At 69.5% G+C, this 13,795-nt stretch carries 12 protein-coding genes; 6 read left to right on the top strand and 6 right to left on the bottom strand.

The annotated features are described in order from the left end of the window. Positions 1-29: 29 nt before the first annotated feature. On the top strand, positions 30-173 hold the full coding sequence (locus B2J86_RS10330; RefSeq protein WP_169635409.1) for a hypothetical protein: 144 nt from the start codon (positions 30-32) through the stop codon (positions 171-173). 405 nt (positions 174-578) lie between these two features. Here the strand turns inward: B2J86_RS10330 and hemE are convergent, their stop codons facing one another. The 5 genes from hemE to ggt all read right to left on the bottom strand — a co-directional run bounded on the left by hemE (position 579) and on the right by ggt (position 7,394). After that, positions 579-1,691, bottom strand: a complete 1,113-nt coding sequence (gene hemE, locus B2J86_RS10325) for a uroporphyrinogen decarboxylase (protein WP_169169119.1) — start codon at positions 1,689-1,691, stop codon at positions 579-581. A 27-nt stretch (positions 1,692-1,718) separates the two neighbouring features. After that, a complete protein-coding gene (locus B2J86_RS10320) occupies positions 1,719-2,171 on the bottom strand; it encodes a CoA-binding protein (protein WP_169635408.1) in 453 nt (150 codons plus the stop codon). Positions 2,172-2,193: 22 nt separating this feature from the next. Continuing rightward, positions 2,194-4,416 (bottom strand): protein-disulfide reductase DsbD, encoded by a 2,223-nt coding sequence (locus B2J86_RS10315; protein WP_173025487.1) that lies wholly within the window; start codon positions 4,414-4,416, stop codon positions 2,194-2,196. 142 nt (positions 4,417-4,558) lie between these two features. Beyond that, positions 4,559-5,323: an alanyl-tRNA editing protein gene (locus tag B2J86_RS10310; RefSeq protein ID WP_173025486.1), complete on the bottom strand. Its 765-nt coding sequence runs from the start codon at positions 5,321-5,323 to the stop codon at positions 4,559-4,561. A gap of 91 nt (positions 5,324-5,414) precedes the next feature. Further along, entirely contained in the window at positions 5,415-7,394 is a 1,980-nt protein-coding gene (gene ggt / locus B2J86_RS10305) for a gamma-glutamyltransferase (RefSeq protein WP_169636853.1), read from the bottom strand. A gap of 225 nt (positions 7,395-7,619) precedes the next feature. Here ggt and B2J86_RS10300 point away from each other — a divergent pair, with 225 nt between their 5' ends. Next, positions 7,620-8,492: a creatininase family protein gene (locus B2J86_RS10300; RefSeq protein ID WP_169636852.1), complete on the top strand. Its 873-nt coding sequence runs from the start codon at positions 7,620-7,622 to the stop codon at positions 8,490-8,492. Between the two features lie 81 nt (positions 8,493-8,573). Here the strand turns inward: B2J86_RS10300 and B2J86_RS10295 are convergent, their stop codons facing one another. Then, positions 8,574-9,503: a LysR family transcriptional regulator gene (locus B2J86_RS10295; protein WP_173025485.1), complete on the bottom strand. Its 930-nt coding sequence runs from the start codon at positions 9,501-9,503 to the stop codon at positions 8,574-8,576. 110 nt (positions 9,504-9,613) lie between these two features. Between B2J86_RS10295 and B2J86_RS10290 the strand changes: the two genes are divergently transcribed. From B2J86_RS10290 to B2J86_RS10275, 4 genes are read left to right on the top strand one after another with little or no spacing between them, the layout of a single operon-like run. Then, positions 9,614-10,576 (top strand): tripartite tricarboxylate transporter substrate binding protein, encoded by a 963-nt coding sequence (locus B2J86_RS10290; RefSeq protein ID WP_173025484.1) that lies wholly within the window; start codon positions 9,614-9,616, stop codon positions 10,574-10,576. Positions 10,577-10,579: 3 nt separating this feature from the next. Then, positions 10,580-11,623, top strand: a complete 1,044-nt coding sequence (locus B2J86_RS10285; protein WP_169636849.1) for a 4-hydroxythreonine-4-phosphate dehydrogenase PdxA — start codon at positions 10,580-10,582, stop codon at positions 11,621-11,623. Between the two features lie 54 nt (positions 11,624-11,677). Then, entirely contained in the window at positions 11,678-12,850 is a 1,173-nt protein-coding gene (locus B2J86_RS10280) for an L-rhamnonate dehydratase (RefSeq protein ID WP_169636848.1), read from the top strand. An 11-nt stretch (positions 12,851-12,861) separates the two neighbouring features. Continuing rightward, the gene (locus B2J86_RS10275) at positions 12,862-13,791 is read left to right on the top strand and encodes a dihydrodipicolinate synthase family protein (protein ID WP_173025483.1); all 930 of its coding nucleotides are present in this window, start codon (positions 12,862-12,864) and stop codon (positions 13,789-13,791) included. The last annotated feature ends 4 nt before the right edge of the window (positions 13,792-13,795 follow it).

Genomic DNA, 13,795 nt, shown 5'->3' with positions numbered 1-13,795 from the left:
ATGCGAGAGCGGGCTAAGTCCTTGATTCCGTGCGTTTTGGCACCGCGCTCACCATTTCTGTGGATAACTTTGTTGACATCGTCGCGGATCTTTCAGGTGTGGGCGCCGCGAAGCGGTTCGGTAGGGCATCCATGGGCAAAGAGAAATTGGGAAAAACCATTAAAAATCAATGACTTTTCCGTGTTTATTGCATTTGCCAATCGCTGCCGCAGCCTGCGGCGTTGCATGGAAGCCGGGTGTGCATAAGTCGCACAGCCCTTTTCGGCGCACGGGCCGAACCTGCGGGATTTTTTCAAAGTTCCACGCAAGTGCTTGGCCCGCTTGGGGTTTCAGGGGTTGTCCAGAGTTTCTGTGGATAACTTTGTTGATATCCCCGTGCCGCGGGCCGGCGAAGCCGCAGCGGCGCGGCCTGTGCCCATTTTGCCTGCGCAACAGGCAATCGCAGAGCTCTATATAAATCAAGGACTTACGGGCACTGCAGCGCTGTGCGCGCGGGACGCCCCGCCGCTGTGCCCCGTCCTGGCGTGGCAGGGGGGCACGGCGTTTTTGTGCATAACTCGACAGCACGGCGCCCGCCGTCAGTCCTGGCGCATGGCGCGCGACTGGCTGTGCACGGCCTCGACCAGCGCGCTGACGTGCTCGGGCGGGGTGAACTGGCTGATGCCGTGGCCGAGGTTGAAGATGTGCGTCGGGCCGGTGCGGGTGCGGTCGGTGTGCGGTGTGCCAAAGCTCTCGAGCACCTTGCGCACCTGCACGGCGATCTGCTCGGGCGGTGCGAACAGCACGTTGGGGTCGATGTTGCCCTGCAGCGCCTTGCCGGGGCCGCCCACGTCGCCACCGACCAGGGCGCGCGCCTTGGCCAGGTTGGCGGTCCAGTCCAGGCCCAGCACCTCGCAGTCCAGGGCGTTCATGTCGTCGAGCCACAGCGCGCCGCCCTTGGTGAAGACGATGCGCGGCACGTCCTGGCCGTCGGGGCCGGTGCGCTTCAATTGCGCCAGCACGCGCCGGGTGTACTCCAGGCTGAATTCCTGGAAGGCGCCGTCGGCCAGCACGCCGCCCCAGCTGTCGAACACCATCACGGCCTGGGCGCCGGCATCGATCTGGGCGTTGAGGTACTGCGCCACGGCGTCGGCGTTGACCGCCAGGATGCGGTGCATCAGGTCGGGGCGGCTGTACATCAGGCTCTTGACCGTGCGGTAGTCGTCGCTGCCCTTGCCCTCGACCATGTAGCAGGCCAGCGTCCAGGGGCTGCCCGAAAAACCGATCAGCGGCACGCGGCCGTGCAGCGCCTTGCGGATCGAAGTGACGGCGTTGAAGACATAGCGCAGCTTGTCCATGTCGGGCACTGCCAACTGGGCCACGTCGGCCTCGGTGCGCACGGTGCGCGCAAAGCGCGGGCCCTCGCCCTCGGCAAAGGTCAGGCCCAGGCCCATGGCGTCGGGCACCGTGAGGATGTCGGAAAACAGGATGGCGGCATCGAGCGGGAAGCGCTCCAGCGGCTGCAGCGTCACCTCGGTCGCGTAGTCCACGTTCGTGGCCAGCCCCATGAAGCTGCCGGCGCGCGCGCGCGTGGCCTTGTATTCGGGCAGGTAGCGGCCGGCCTGGCGCATCAGCCACAGCGGGGTGTAGTCGGTGGCCTGGCGCCGGCAGGCGCGCAGGAAGGTGTCATTGGTCAAGGGTGCGAAGCTCATGGGCCCAATTGTCGCCCACGCGCGCGCTCAGCCCGGCTCGGAAGCGCCGGGCAGGGCTCCCTGGGCCACCAGGCGCTGGTGCTCGACCAGCGTGCAGCGGTCCTGCACCACCTGCAGGCCGGCGGCGCGGGCGTGCGCCGCGGCGGCGTCGTGGCGCACGCCCAGCTGCAGCCACAGCGCGCGGGCGCCCACGGCAATGGCTTCGCCGGCAATCGGCGGCACCTCGGCGCTGTTGCGGAACACGTCCACGAGGTCGATGCGGTGGTGGCGCGCCGCCTCGGTCAGGCTGGGCCAGCACGGCTCACCGAGGATGCTCTGCCCTGCAGCCATCGGGTTCACCGGCACGATGCGGTAACCCTGCTGCTGCAGGTACTCGGCCACGTGGTGGCTGTCGCGCTCGGGCCGGGGCGAGAGGCCGACCACGGCGATGGTGCGGCAGCTGCGCAGGAGGGCGGCGATGGAGGTGTTGTCGTGGGGCATGGCGAGGGTGGGATGGAGCGGGTCAGAGCGCGGCCAGTGCATCGCGCACCTCGGCGGCGCTGAGGATTTCCGTCATCACCACGGGCGCCTTGCCGGGCGCGTGCAGCACGTAGACCGGCACGCCGCTGCGCCCCAGCTGCGCCAGCGCGGCGGTGATGGCCGGGTCGCGGCGCGTCCAGTCGGCGCGCAGCAGCGCCACGTTGCGCGCCGCAAAGTCGGCCTGCACCTCGGCGTTGGCCAGCGTGGTGCGCTTGTTGTACTGGCAGGTCACGCACCAGGCCGCGGTGAAGTCGACGAACACGGGCCGCCCGGCCGCCTGCAGCTCGGCCACGCGCTCGGCCGACCAGGGCTGCCAGCCCTGGCCAGCCGCCGCCGGCGCGGCGGCGAGCGTGCCGATTTCCGCCGGTTTGGTGACATGGAGGCCGATGGCGCTGGCCAGCCATGCGCCGACAGCGATCAAAACAGACGCAACCACCCAGCGCGTGCGCCCGCGCAGCGTGAGCGCCCAGACGACGGCGCTGCCCGCCACCAGCAGCGCCAGCAGCGCGCCGGCGCCGTCGATGCCGCTTTGCTGGCCCAGCACCCAGACCAGCCAGGCGACGGTGGCAAACATCGGAAAGGCCATGCCGCGGCGGAACGTGTCCATCCAGGCGCCGGGGCGCGGCAGCCAGCCGGCGACGGCCGGCATCCAGCTGGCGGCCAGATAAGGCAGGGCCATGCCGACGCCGAGGGCGGCAAACACCAGCAGTGCCTGCGCCACCGGCATGTCGATCGCGAAACCGAGCGAGGCGCCCATGAACGGCGCCGTGCAGGGCGAGGCGATGGCCACGGCCAGCATGCCCGACAGGAAGGCGTCGGCCGCCGGGTGGCGGGCCTGCAGCGTCGCCAGGCGCCCGGGGGCGAACTGGCCGAACTCGAACACGCCCGCCAGGTTCAGACCGATCACGGTGAACAGCGCGGCCAGCGCCGCCACCACGGCGGGCGACTGCAGCTGAAAGCCCCAGCCGAGCTGCTCGCCGGCCGCGCGCAGGCCCAGCAGCAGGCCGCCCAGCGCGAGGAACGACAGCACCACGCCCGCGGTGTAGGCCAGCCCCGCCTGCCGGTGCACGCGCCGGTTGCCGCGGTGCCGGGCAAAACCGATCACCTTGATCGCCAGCACCGGGAACACGCAGGGCATGAGGTTGAGGATGAGGCCGCCGAGCAGGCCGCCGACGAGCGCGGTCAGCAAGGCGCCCAGGCCGGCCGGGCGCGGCACCGGTGCGGGGGAGGCGCGGTTGGCCTCCAGCGCCGCGGCCAGGGCCGGCGACACGCCGGCACCGGACGCGGCGGCGGTCCAGGCGCCGTCGACCGTTGCCACCGTGCGCCAGGCGCGTGCGCCGCCTGCGGGCGCTGCCTGCGCCGGCAAGGCCAGCACCAGCGGCAGCTGCGCCACGCTCGCGCCGCGCTCGGCCGACAGCGGCACGCTGGCGGTCCAGACATCGCCTTCCCAGGCCTGCGTCCAGCCGCTGCCCGATTCGGCCGCATGTTCGATCACGGCGGGCGCTTCGGGAAACAGCTGCAGCGCCTGGCCGCGCGCCGCAGCCGGCAGGCCGGGCACGCGGAGCTGCAGGCGCTCGCCGTCCACGCGCGCCGTGCTGCCGTCGCTGGCCAGTGCACGCGGCTGCGCCGCCAGGGCGCTGTCAAAGGCCGCGGCGTGCAGTGCCGTCGAGCCGCGCACCGGCAGCTGCAGCGTGAAGTCGCCTTCCTCGGGGATGCATTCGCGCTTGCAGACCAGCCAGCTCGCGTGCAGGCGCACGTCCACCGTGCCCGACAGCGGCGCCTGGAAGGTGGACGCCACCTGCAGCGGCACCGGCAGCAGCACCGTGCCCTCATAGCCGTAGTTGGCCAGGTGCTCGATGCGGATCTTCTGCGGCTCCGGCCAGGCGATCTCGCCGACGTCCAGACCGGCGGGCAAGGTCCAGGTCAGCTGGGTCGGCAGGCCCGAGTCGCCCGGGTTTTTCCAGTAGGTGTGCCAGTCCGGCTGGTGCGTGATCTGCAGGCCCAGCCACAGCGGCTCGCCGGGCGTGATGCCCTGCGGCGCGTGCGCCACCAGCTCGGCGCGCACGCGCGGCGTGCTGACCACGGCGCTGGCATCGGATTTGGGGCCTAATTGGGCATTAGCGCTCGTCCATAAAGCGCTTGCAGCTATGAAAAAAAGAGCGGTGAGGAAGCGGGGAAGAACGCGGAGCAGAAAGAAGTGCGGCATGGTCGCCTGGTGGGAGCGCGTCCCTGCGCTTTGGTTCCGGGCGGCGGGGGCTGCGTTCACGGCACGAACCCCAGCACCACCCGGCGGGTGGTTGCGCTGCGCGCAAATGAGTCCACCCTGAAAAAACCGTGCTGCGCTGCGCTCATGGGGCGAACCCCAACACCACCCTGCGGGTGGTAGCGCTTTTTTTCTCGATCTTGGTGACGACCACGGCACCGATCTCGGCCGTGTTCGCCACATGCGTGCCGCCGCAGGGCTGCAGGTTGATCAGCGTGTCGCTGCCGGCGTCGCCAATGCGGATGGTACGGATGCGCCCGGTGCCGCGCGGCGACTGCACGCTCATGCTCTTGACCAGCTGCGGGTTGGTGTCGAGTTCTTCGTCGCTGATCGACGCCACCGTGAGCGGGTGCGCGGCCGCCACCAGGCGCGCGATGCCCGCGGTCAGCCACTCCTTGTCGAGCGGGTCGGTCATGTTGAAGTCGAGCCGCGCATAGTCGGGCGTGATCGAGCAGCCGTTGACCAGTTGCGGCACCAGGTGGCACAGCAGGTGCGTGGCGGTGTGAAAGCGCATGAGCCTGTGGCGGCGCTCCCAGTCGATGCGCGCGGTGACGGCGGCGCCGGCCTGCAGCGCGGCGATGGCGGCCTCCTGGCCCGGTGCGGGCACATGCACGATGGCGGCCGTGGGGTTGCCGGCCCCGTCCTTGCCCTTGCGCGTGTCGGCGATGGCGATCTGCGTGCCGTCGGCCAGCAGCAGCGCCCCGCTGTCGCCGGCCTGGCCGCCGCCGAGCGGGTAGAAGACCGTCTGGTCGAGCACGATGCCGCCGTCGGCCTGCACGGCCGCGATGTGGGCACTGCACTCGCGCAGGTAGGCGTCGTCGCGGAACAGGTCGAGCGTGGCTTGGGTCATGGCGCCATGGTAACGGGGCCGCCGCGCTGGCAGCGGCGCGGCGGCCCCTGTGGGCCCGTGGGCGCTGGGTGCGCGGTATTCGACCCTTGCGTCAAGGCCTGAAGGTGTCGCCCAGCACCAGGCCTTCGCGGCGCGGGTCGGCACCGCCGGTCCAGCTGGGCGCGCCGCCCACCTGGCTGCGCACGATGGTGCTGATGCCGCTGGACTGCGCAGCCACGCTGACCGTGTGGCCCAGTGCCTTGAGGCCCTGCACGAGCGGGTCGTTGATCCCGCCATCGGCCGCCACCACGTTCGGGTGCTCGCCGCCTACGTTGGTGGTGGCCGAATTGGCCGCGCCAAAGTCCACCATCGCGGTCGCCTGCTGAGCGTCCAGCCCCCAATCGAGAACACCGACCAGCGTCTTGGTGACGTACTGGATGATGGTCGCGCCGCCGGGCGAGCCCGTGCCCATGGCCAGCGCGCCGAGGCTGCCGTCAGCGTTCTTTTGGAACACCAGCGTGGGGGCCATCGAGCTGCGCGGGCGCTTGCCCGGGGCGACGCGGTTGGCGATCGGCGTGCCGGTGCTATCGGTCGGGCTGCTGCTGAAGTCGGTCAGCTGGTTGTTGAGCATGAAGCCGCGCGCCATGTGAAAAGAGCCCAGGGTCGACTCGACCGTGGTGGTCATCGACACTGCGTTGCCCTTCTTGTCGACGATGGTGAAGTGGGTGGTGCCGCCTTCGGGCGTCTTGTCCACGCCCAGCGGCACCGGGCCCAGGTCACCCGCCGGGGCCACGCCGATGCTGCGCGTGGGGCTGATGAGGCCGGCGCGCGTTTTCAGGTAACTCTTGTCGAGCAGGGTGGCCACGCCGCTGCCCGGCAGCGGCACGAAGTCGGTGTCGGCCACGTACTTGTCGCGGTCGGCGTAGGCCAGGCGCAGCGCTTCGCTGACCAAGTGCACGCCCATGACGGTGGGCTTGCCGCCATAGAGGTCGATGGCCGCGGGCTTGTGGGCGGCCAGGTCGAAGTTCTCGAGGACGCCCAGCGCCTGCGCCACGGCGATGCCGCCCGAAGACGGTGGCGGCATGCCGCAGACCTTGTGGCTGCGGTAGTCGATGCACACGGCCTCGCGCGCCTTGGCCTGGTAATTGGCCAAGTCGGCGAGCGTGGTCTTGCCGGGCGTGATGGGCGAGCCGTCCTTGGCACTGGCCGTGATCTGGATCTTGTCGACGATGGACTGCGCGATGGGGCCGCTGTAGAAGGCCTTGGTGCCTTGCTCGGCCAGCGTGCCCAGTGTCTCGGCATAGGCCGGGTTCTTGAGCGCGGTGCCCAGCGCCTTGGGGCTGCCGTCGGCGTTCAGGAAGTAGGCCGCGGCCTCGCTGTCGTGCACCAGCTGCGGCTGTGAGCCGCTGATGGCCTGCGCCAGCCGGCCGCTGATGGCAAAGCCCTGCTTTGCCAGGTCGATGGCCGGGGTGAACAGCTCCGCCCACGCCATGGTGCCGTGCCTCTGGTGCGCCAGGTCGAGCATCTTGAGCACGCCCGGCGTGCCGATCGAGCGGCCGCTGGCGCGCGCGTTGGGCAGCGGCGCAGTCTGCTGCGTGGCGTCGTCGATCCAACGCAGGTAGTTGGCGGTGGCCGCGGCCGGCGCTGTCTCGCGCCCGTCGAAGGCCACGATTTTTTTTGCGGTCGCGTCGTAGTGCAGCATGAAAGCGCCGCCCCCCAGGCCGCTGGACTGCGGCTCGACCAGCCCCAGCACCGCCTGCACCGCGACGGCGGCGTCCACCGCCGAGCCGCCTTTTTTCAGCACCGCGCAACCGGCCTTGGTGGCCAGCGGGTTGGCGGTGACGACCATGTAGGTCTTGGCATAGACGGGCTGCATGCCCAGCCGGTAACCCGACGCCGGCTCGGGCGCCGCCGGGTCGCCGGGCAGGCCCGAGCCGACGGTGACCGAGCCGTTGCTGGAGAGCACGTCGCACGCGGTATCGGGAGTCGGCGGCGACGCGGTCGCGACGGTGTCGTTGTCCGAGCACGCTGCCAAAGCGAGCAAGGCCAGTGTGGCGGTGGCGACGCAGAAATGGGCAGGAAAGCGGGTCATTGGAGTCTCCTTGCGTTGTTGTCGGGAACCAAGGGGGAGGCCAGCCGCAGATTCCGCGCCCAGGCGCCGTCTGGCCAGTGCAGGGCGCTGCCGCTGTCGCATGGAAGGCTGCGCCAACGGCAGAGCTTGCGCGTGCCAGCGTAAGCGGTTTTGCTCTGCCTGGCTATGGCCTGCGTGCGCGGCGCATGGCAGCAGTGCCTGCGCTGCTCCACTAACATCGCGGCCATGAACGACGCTTCCTCTGCCGCTGCTGCTTTCCCTTCCTGGCCGTCGCGCCACTGGGCCGAGGTGTCCGCGCGCGACTTCGCCCAGCTGCAGGCCAGCGGCCTGGCCGCGCAGACCATTGCCGTGCTGCCCGTGGCCGCCACCGAGCAGCATGGGCCGCACCTGCCGCTCAGCGTGGATGCGGCGCTGCTGCAGGGCGTGGTCGACGCCGCGCTGCCCCTGCTGCCGGCCGCGCTGCCGGCGCTGTTCCTGCCGCCGCAGAACGTCGGCCTGAGCACCGAGCACACGGCGTTTGCCGGCACGCTCACGCTCACGCCGGCCACGCTGATCGCGCTGTGGACCGAGCTGGGCGCCTGCGTGGCGCGCGCCGGCGTGAAGAAGCTGCTGCTGCTCAACGGCCACGGCGGCCAGGTCAGCGTGATGGACATCGTGGCGCGCGAGCTGCGCCAGCGCTGCGGCCTGCTGGTCTACAGCGCGAGCTGGTTCAGCCTGCCGCTGCCCGCGGCGGTGGCGGGCCAGTTCAGCGCCGAGGAGCACCGCTTCGGCATCCACGCCGGCGAGATCGAAACCTCGATGATGCTGCACCTGGCGCCGCACACCGTGCACATGGAGCACGCGCGCCACTTCCGCTCCACGTCGCAGGACCGGTCCGAACAATACGCGCTGCTGGGCAACGGCAAGAGCGCCAAGCTGGGCTGGGCCATGCAGGACTACCACCGGGCCGGCGCCGCCGGCAACGCCGCCGCCGCGACGGCGGACAAGGGCGCCGCGGTGGTGCAGGCCGCGGCGCAGCAGCTGTCACAGCTGCTGCAGGAGCTGTACCGGCTGCCGCTGGACACGCTGGTGGACGCGCCCGATCTCTCGGCGCCTTGAAGAAATATCAGTAAAAACTGGCTGTAACGCTGATGGGGTAAGCGTTGTAAGCTCCTGAAAATGGAGCGCAACGGCGGGGCGTCAGCCGTGCAGCAGTTCCAGGAAGCGCAGCGCCGCGCCGCTGGGCGGGCGGTCGCGGCGCACGATGCTGCCGTAGGCCGCCAGCTTTTGCCGCAGCGGGTAGTCGACGATGCTCAGCACCTGGTGCTGCGCGTCGCGCCGTGCCACGGCCTCGGGGATCACGGCGACCATCTCGGAGCGGCGGATCAGGTTGATCGTGGTGAGGATGGAGCCCGTCTCGACCAGGCCGCGCGGCAGCTGGGCCTGGTGGTCGCGGCACTCGCGCTCGACCACCTCGCGCATGGGGCTGCCCGAGGGCTGCAGGATCCAGGGGTAGGCCAGCAGCGCGGCAAAGTCCACGCGGCGCTCACGGGCCAACGGGTGGTGGTTGCCGACCACCACGGCCAGGCCCTCGTCGTCGATGGCGTGGAACACGCAGCCCTGCGCCGCGTCGCTCACCAGGCGCCCGATCACCACCTCCAGCACGCCCTCGTGCAGCTGCGCGAGCAAGCGGTCGCTGGTGTCCACCGCGATCTCGACGGCCAGCAGCGGGAACTGCGCCTTCAGGCCGACCAGCGCCTCGGTCAGCCGGCCTGGGGACGCCGCCATGATGCTGCCGACCGCAAAGCGCCCGGCGCTGCCCAGGCGCAGCTCGCCCAGGTCGCGGTTGAGCGCTTCCATGCTGCCGCGGATGCCGCGGAAGTAGCCCATCACGCGCTCGCCCGCCGCGTTGAGCTGCAGGCCGCGCCCGACGCGCTCGAACAGCGGCTGGCCCAGGGCGTTTTCGAGCTCGTGCAGCATCTTGGTCGCCGCCGGCTGGCTCAGCCCGAGCTGGCCGGCCGCGCCGCGCAGCGTCTTGCGCTCCTCGATCGCGAGCATCAGCGCGATCTGCCGCATGCGCAGCCGGTTGAGCAGCTGGGGCGTGGAATCCTGCCGGTCGATGGAGCCCATATTGATTTCTTCAGGTTATCGGTTGATCGTTTATTTTCAGTTTACCGAAATCAATGGCCTGCCTACCATGCAAGCGCTGGTCCTTATTTCAATAACACCGGAGACAAACCATGAAGACAATCCTTGCCGCCCTGGCGGGCGGCCTGCTGGCCCTGGGAAGCACCGTGACCGTGGCCCAGGAATGGCCCACCAAGCCGCTGCGCCTGCTCGTGGGCTCGGCGCCGGGCGGCGGCACCGATGCCATGGCGCGCGCCGTGGCCGACCGGCTCGGGCCGCTGCTCAAGCAGTCGGTGGTCGTCGAGAACAAGCCCGGCGTGTCGAACACGCTCGCGGCCGACGCGACCGCGAAATCCACCGACGGCCACACGCTGGTGATGGGCGTGGTCACGGCCCACGCGATTGCGCCGCACCTGCTCAAGCTCGGCTACGACAACAACCGCGACCTGGTGCCCGTGGCCTTCGTCGGCACGGTGCCGAACGTGCTGATCGTCAGCAACGGCCTGGCCGCCAAGACGGTCCCGGAACTGGTGGCCCTGGCAAAGAAGGAGCCAGGCCGCATCAACTACGCCAGCAGCGGCACCGGCAGCACCCAGCACATCGCGGCCGAAATGTTCAAGGACGCGGCCGGCATCGACATCGTGCACGTGCCCTACAAGGGCAGCTCGGCGGCGCTGGTCGACCTGGTCAGCGGCCAGGTGCAGATGAGCTTCGACACCATGCCGTCGGTGATCGGCCAGATCAAGAACGGCAAGCTGCGCGCCCTGGCCGTCACCACGCCCAAGCGCAACGCCCAGCTGCCCAACGTGCCGACCATGGCCGAAGCCGGCCTGCCCGCCGTCGAGATCGGCGCCTGGTATGGCGTCTACATGCCAGCCTCCACCCCCAAGCCCGTGCAGCAGCGCGTGCACGACGAGGTCAACAAGGTGCTGGCGATGCCCGAAACCAAGACCCGCCTCGAAGCCGTGGGCGCCGAGCTCACGCCCATGACGCAGGCCGATTTCGCGGCCTTCCACGCCGCGGAATACAAGCGCTACGGCGACATCATCCGCAAGAACAACATCAAGATCGACTGACCTATGCCCCATTCCGACAAGCCCGTCGTCGCCCTGACCCTGGGCGACCCCGCCGGCATCGGCGCCGAACTGATCGCGCGCCTGCTGGCCAAGCCCGAAGCCATCGAGCGCGCCAACATCGTGCTGGTCGGCGACCGCTGGCTCTGGGAGGAAGGCCAGCGCATTGCCGGCCTGCCGGTGGCGACCGAGGCCATCGACTCCCTGGCCGCCGTGCGCGGGCGCGCCGGCAGCGCGCCGGCTTTCCTGGCCGTGGAGACGGTGGCGCCCGCCGAGGTGCACCGCAGCCGCGCCGAGGCGCCGGGCGGCCGCTCGGTGCTGCAGGTGCTCGACCGCTGCATGGACGCGGCCCTGGCCGGCGACATCGACGCCATCTGCTTTGCGCCCTTGAACAAGCAGGCGATGAAACTCGGCGGCCTGCGCCACGAAGACGAGCTGCACCATTTCGCCGAGCACCTGGGCGTGCAGGGCTACTTCTGCGAGTTCAACACGCTGGGCGAGCTGTGGACCTCGCGCATCTCCTCGCACGTGCCGCTCAAGGACGTGGCCCGCTACCTGAGCCAGGAGCGCATTGCCCAGGCGGCCGAGCTGATCTACCGCGCACTGCTGGCCAGCGGCATGCCGGCCCCCAAGGTCGCGATCGCGGGCTTCAATCCGCACAACGGCGACGGCGGTACCTGCGGCCGCGAGGAGATCGACGTCATCGCGCCCGCCGTCGCCGCGCTGCAGGCGCGCGACTGGCCGACCGAGGCGCCGTTCCACGGCCCGTTCCCGGCCGACACCATCTTCCTGAAGGCCCAGGCCGGCGAGTACCAGGCCATCGTCACCATGTACCACGACCAGGGCCAGATCGCGATCAAGCTGCTGGGCTTCTCGCGCGGGGTCACGGTGCAGGGCGGTCTGCCGATTCCGATCACCACGCCGGCCCACGGCACGGCCTACGACATCGCGGGCCAGGGCAAGGCCAGCGTCGAGGCCACGTGGCAGGCGTTTCTGATCGCCTGCCGCATGGGCAGCGCGCACCGCGCCGCAGCTGCCGTCGCGGCCTGAGATTTCCGGCGGCGGCCGCCGCCTCTTTTTCCACCGTTGCTTGAGGAGGTCTTTGTGAAGATCCAATCCGTTCGCGCCCGCGTTTTCCAGTGGAAGGGCAAAACCGTTCCGCCGCAGGGCAATTTCTGCTCCAACGCCATGGACCTGGTGTACTCGAACACCGAATCCATGAGCACCTTCCGCTTCCATTCGTGGACCGTGGTCGAGATCGAGACCGACGACGGCATCGTCGGCATCGGCAATGTGGCGCTGGCGCCCAGCATCGCCAAGGCCATCATCGATCAGTACCTGGCGCCGCTGGTCATCGGCCAGGACCCCTGGGACTACGAATACCTGTGGCAGCGCATGTACCGCGCCACCCACGCCTGGGGCCGCAAGGGCGTGACCATGGCGGCGATCTCGGCCGTGGACCTGGCGATCTGGGACGTCCTGGGCAAGAGCGTGAACAAGCCCGTGTTCAAGCTGCTCGGTGGCCGCACGAAGGAAAAGATTCCCTGCTACTACTCCAAGCTCTACCGCACCGATCTGAAGGAAATGCAGGACGAGGCGCAGAAGTTCCTCGACCAGGGGTTCAAGGCCTTCAAGATGCGCTTCGGCTACGGCCCGGCCCACCTGCAAAAAGGCGTGGCGGAAAACCTCAAGTCGGTCGAAGCGATCCGTGAAGTGATCGGCTACGACACCGACCTGATGCTCGAGTGCTACATGGGCTGGAACCTCGAATACGCCAAGCGCATGCTGCCCAAGCTGGAAAAGTTCGAACCGCGCTGGCTCGAGGAGCCGGTGATCGCCGACGACATCGACGGCTACGCCGAACTCAACGCCATGGGCCCCATCCCGATCTCGGGCGGCGAGCACGAATTCAGCCTCTACGGCTTCAAGCAGCTGCTCGACAAAAAGGCCGTGAGTGTCGTGCAGTACGACACCAACCGCGTGGGCGGCATCACGGCGGCGCACAAGATCAATGCGCTGTGCGAGGCCTACTCCGTGCCCGTGATCCCGCATGCCGGCCAGATGCACAACTACCACCTGACCATGAGCACGCTCGCCTCGCCCATGGCCGAGTACTTTCCGATCTTCGACGTGGAAGTCGGCAACGAACTGTTCTGGTACATCTTCGACGGCGAGCCGATCGCGGAGAACGGCTTCCTGCAGCTCAAGGACGACGTCCCCGGCCTGGGCCTCTCGCTCAAGACCGAATACCTCGACCAGTTCGACATCATCGAATAAGGGGCCGCACCATGCCTGGACTCTCCAACCCGCGCTACCGCGGCATCTACCCCGTCGTGCCGACCACCTTCCACGAAGACGGCACGCTAGACCTGGCCAGCCAGAAGCGCTGCGTGGACTTCATGATCGACTCCGGCGTCGACGGACTGTGCATCCTCGCCAACTACTCCGAGCAGTTCCTGCTCGGCGACGACGAGCGCGAGACGCTTACGCACCTGGTGCTGGAGCACGTGGCCGGCCGCGTGCCCGTGATCGTGACCACCACGCACACCAGCACGAAAATCTGCGCCGCGCGCAGCCGCCGCGCGCAGGACATGGGCGCGGCCATGGTGATGGTCATGCCGCCCTACCACGGCGCGACCTTCCGCTTCAGCGAAACGCAGGTCCGCGCCTTCTACCAGGGCGTGTCCGACGCGATCGACATCCCCATCATGGTCCAGGACGCGCCGGCGGCCGGCACGCCGCTGTCGCCGGCCTTCCTGGCCGGCATGGCCCAGCAGATCGAGCAGGTCAGCTATTTCAAGATGGAAACCGCCGGCGCGGCGGGCAAGCTGCGCGAGCTGATTGCGCTGGGCGGCGAGGCCATCGAAGGCCCGTGGGACGGCGAGGAGGCCATTACCCTGCTGGCCGACCTGGAGGCCGGCGCCACGGGCGCCATGACCGGCGGCGGCTTTGCCGACGGCATCCGCCCCATCATCGAGGCGCACCGCGCGGGCGACAAGGACACGGCGTTCGCCCAGTACCAGCGCTGGCTGCCGCTGATCAACCACGAAAACCGCCAGGCCGGCTTCCTGGCCGCCAAGGCGCTGATGAAGGAAGGCGGCGTGATTGCCTGCGAGGCACCGCGCGCGCCCTGGCCGCCGCTGCACCCCGAAGTGCGCCGCCAGCTCATCGACATCGCGCGGCGCCTCGACCCGCTGGTCCTGCGCTGGGCCCGGTGAAGGA

It is taken from the genome of Acidovorax sp. SRB_14, assembly GCF_012932145.1.
Classification (GTDB): domain Bacteria; phylum Pseudomonadota; class Gammaproteobacteria; order Burkholderiales; family Burkholderiaceae_C; genus Simplicispira.
Note: the sequence above shows the minus strand (reverse complement) of the source record. Positions and strands in the feature narration are given on the sequence as shown.

What these genes read in the sequence shown, in the direction of transcription:
- hemE (WP_169169119.1), bottom strand. Translation starts at nt 1,691, where the DNA reads ATGAGCTTCGCACCCTTGACCAATGACACCTTCCTGCGCGCCTGCCGG.
- B2J86_RS10320 (WP_169635408.1), bottom strand. Translation starts at nt 2,171, where the DNA reads ATGCCCCACGACAACACCTCCATCGCCGCCCTCCTGCGCAGCTGCCGC.
- B2J86_RS10315 (WP_173025487.1), bottom strand. Translation starts at nt 4,416, where the DNA reads ATGCCGCACTTCTTTCTGCTCCGCGTTCTTCCCCGCTTCCTCACCGCT.
- B2J86_RS10310 (WP_173025486.1), bottom strand. Translation starts at nt 5,323, where the DNA reads ATGACCCAAGCCACGCTCGACCTGTTCCGCGACGACGCCTACCTGCGC.
- ggt (WP_169636853.1), bottom strand. Translation starts at nt 7,394, where the DNA reads ATGACCCGCTTTCCTGCCCATTTCTGCGTCGCCACCGCCACACTGGCC.
- B2J86_RS10300 (WP_169636852.1), top strand. Translation starts at nt 7,620, where the DNA reads ATGAACGACGCTTCCTCTGCCGCTGCTGCTTTCCCTTCCTGGCCGTCG.
- B2J86_RS10295 (WP_173025485.1), bottom strand. Translation starts at nt 9,503, where the DNA reads ATGGGCTCCATCGACCGGCAGGATTCCACGCCCCAGCTGCTCAACCGG.
- B2J86_RS10290 (WP_173025484.1), top strand. Translation starts at nt 9,614, where the DNA reads ATGAAGACAATCCTTGCCGCCCTGGCGGGCGGCCTGCTGGCCCTGGGA.
- B2J86_RS10285 (WP_169636849.1), top strand. Translation starts at nt 10,580, where the DNA reads ATGCCCCATTCCGACAAGCCCGTCGTCGCCCTGACCCTGGGCGACCCC.
- B2J86_RS10275 (WP_173025483.1), top strand. Translation starts at nt 12,862, where the DNA reads ATGCCTGGACTCTCCAACCCGCGCTACCGCGGCATCTACCCCGTCGTG.